This window comes from Arsenicibacter rosenii (assembly GCF_001870735.1).
Classification (GTDB): Bacteria; Bacteroidota; Bacteroidia; order Cytophagales; family Spirosomataceae; genus Arsenicibacter; species Arsenicibacter rosenii.
Genome location: NZ_MORL01000050.1, coordinates 1 through 2,341 on the forward strand (window position 1 = coordinate 1; position 2,341 = coordinate 2,341).

General features: G+C 41.5%; 2 protein-coding genes and 1 pseudogene (1 of these 3 cut by a window edge). 1 reads left to right on the plus strand and 2 read right to left on the minus strand.

Translation table 11 applies throughout. The annotated features are described in order from the left end of the window. A pseudogene (locus BLX24_RS29120) lies at window positions 1-368 on the minus strand (hypothetical protein); the annotation flags it as partial. Between the two features lie 94 nt (window positions 369-462). Between BLX24_RS29120 and BLX24_RS29125 the strand changes: the two are divergent. After that, entirely contained in the window at window positions 463-1,611 is a 1,149-nt protein-coding gene (locus BLX24_RS29125; protein ID WP_083422255.1) for a lactonase family protein, read from the plus strand. Window positions 1,612-2,240: 629 nt separating this feature from the next. Here the strand turns inward: BLX24_RS29125 and BLX24_RS29135 are convergent. Then, window positions 2,241-2,341: the final stretch of a PAS domain-containing sensor histidine kinase gene (locus BLX24_RS29135; protein WP_083422256.1), read on the minus strand. The gene runs 1,639 nt beyond the window's last position; 101 of the gene's 1,740 nt are visible here — the last part of the coding sequence; its start codon lies beyond the right edge, outside the window; it ends in the stop codon at window positions 2,241-2,243.

Here is a 2,341-nt window from a genome sequence, read left to right on the forward strand (position 1 = left end):
GATTTAGAAGGCAGCCGGTTCGTTTTATCGAAGAAAATATTCCAGCCATTTTGAGAAACAAGATCTCTCTTGCCAATAGTCATTACAAAAGCAGGATCCAGGGAGTGGGCGATTTCATGAAACTGCCCTTGCCGGGTGAGCTGTAAGCTTTGAAAAAGCGGTTCCCGATCATCCAGATTTAACCGGATCAGCCCCTTTTCTTTGCCATGTGCCGGCCAGTCAACAGAAACAGTGTTTCCGTGTTTAACGACATGTACGCTACCGGCTTTTTGAAAGTTAGTCAGGTCAACTGATTTTTGAGCCGGCAAGCCATGCGTATAAAGTAAACATACCACGAAAACGAAGTAAACAGGTTGGATAATACGCATACAGGAATGAAAAAGTGTATTGGATAAAAGTTGCTTTCAAAGTAGATAAGCAGCAAACGAAGTCTTTTTTACCTATTCGTATACAAACAAGATTATGCTACGAGAAGAACAAAAGAATCAGTTCAATAAAGGCCACCTAAAAATGATCATGAAGGCACTGATGATCCAGAGTGTTGCAACACTGGTATCGTTCTACGCCCTGGCACAGAAACCAGTCCGGTTTTATGTCGGATCACTGACTCCGGGGCCAACATCATTAATCTCGTTAGTTGAGCTTGATGGAAAAAGCGGGGTCATTACCAGCCTCGATACCTTTAATTATTGCAAGGGGCCGGGTTACATTGCGCTTTCACAGGATAAAAAAATACTGTATGCGGCCACGCAAAGCAGTGAGCTAAAGTCATTCTCAATCGCACAAACCGGTAAATTGACACCGATCAGCAGCCAGGCATCCGGAGGAGTTAATCCATGCCATGTCGCTATTCATCCGGCTGGTATGCTGGCTTTGCTGGCGCATTATACGAGTGGAAGCCTGTCTGTATTGCCCATCAGGGAGGGTAAGATTTTAGAAGCGACTTATACCGAGCAGTATACCGGCGACGGACCGAACAAGCCCCGTCAGGATAAGGCACATGCTCATTGTTCGGCCTTTACGCCCGACGGGAAGTATGCCTTCGTAACCGATTTAGGAACTGACCGGATTATGAACTATGCAGTAGACGCAACCCGGAATAGCATCCGGGCAAATCCTGAACAGGCCTACTTTAAAACAAAAGCCGGTGTAGGGCCGAGGCATATGGCTATGCATCCTTCGGGTAAGTATATGTATGTCATCAATGAGCTGGATGCGAGTGTTACCACACTGGCTATTACGAAAAAAGGAGTACTACAGGAGTTGCAGACGTTACCGAGTTTACCGTCTTCTTTTTCCGGAGTTAATACAGCAGCAGCCATTCGGCTACATCCTGGTGGAAAGTTTCTTTACGTATCTAACCGGGGGTATAACGGGATAACTGCTTTTAAAATTACCGCAAATGGACGACTGGAACAGATCGATTCTAAAACAGAAAGCATTGACACTCCACGTGACTTTAATATTGATCCATCCGGAAAGTATATGTTGGTGGCGAATATGGGTAATGACAGTATTAGTTTATTTGAATTGAATTCTGAAACAGGATTGATGACTTATAAATCAAAAGGAATACGTATATCAAAACCGACCTGTATTGTATTTTTATAACAGCCATCAGAAAGTCAGCTTTTTATGAGAAATTAAGGAGGTGAGTTAACCAGAGAAATGCAGAAATCAGCGTTATTTACATATGTGTTTTTACGTAATAATAGTCTGATTTTACAAAAAGTGTGTTGGTTGCGCTTGCAGGCAAAGTGACTATGAGAATGCATTTACAAGGCAATGAAGCCAGAATTACTAAAATAATAATAGACTGAATATGCGTAATGGTTTACAAAAGCAGATAATGTTGTATAGAAGTATAATATTAGTATATGAATTGATAAAAGCCCGATTCTTTAAGAGCCGGGCTTTTTTTTGTAGTTTGCAGTCGATCAAGCTTACTGCTTGCTTATTTATGTACATTGATAAGAAACGCCCGGACAAATTGAACCGGGCGTTTTTACTTTTAACTACATTGGGACGGTTAATGACGAGGATTGTCACAAATGATTTAACCGTATTGGTGCAATATCAAACAGAAAAATTCAGGCTGTCATTATCATACGGACAGAAAATAAACCTGAATGGCAATAGAATGTTTAACCTACATCAATAAAGAAATGAAAGATGATATATGAATAGGTAATTAAAAAAAAGTTGCGTTTAAAGCCAACAGGATATTGTGTTGAGAGCGGCTATAAAGGTAGGAATAATTGAAAGGTAGCGCCTTGACCAACAGAACTGACGGCAGATATAGCGCCGCCATGGTTTGTGATGACGCGTTCACAAATGGCAA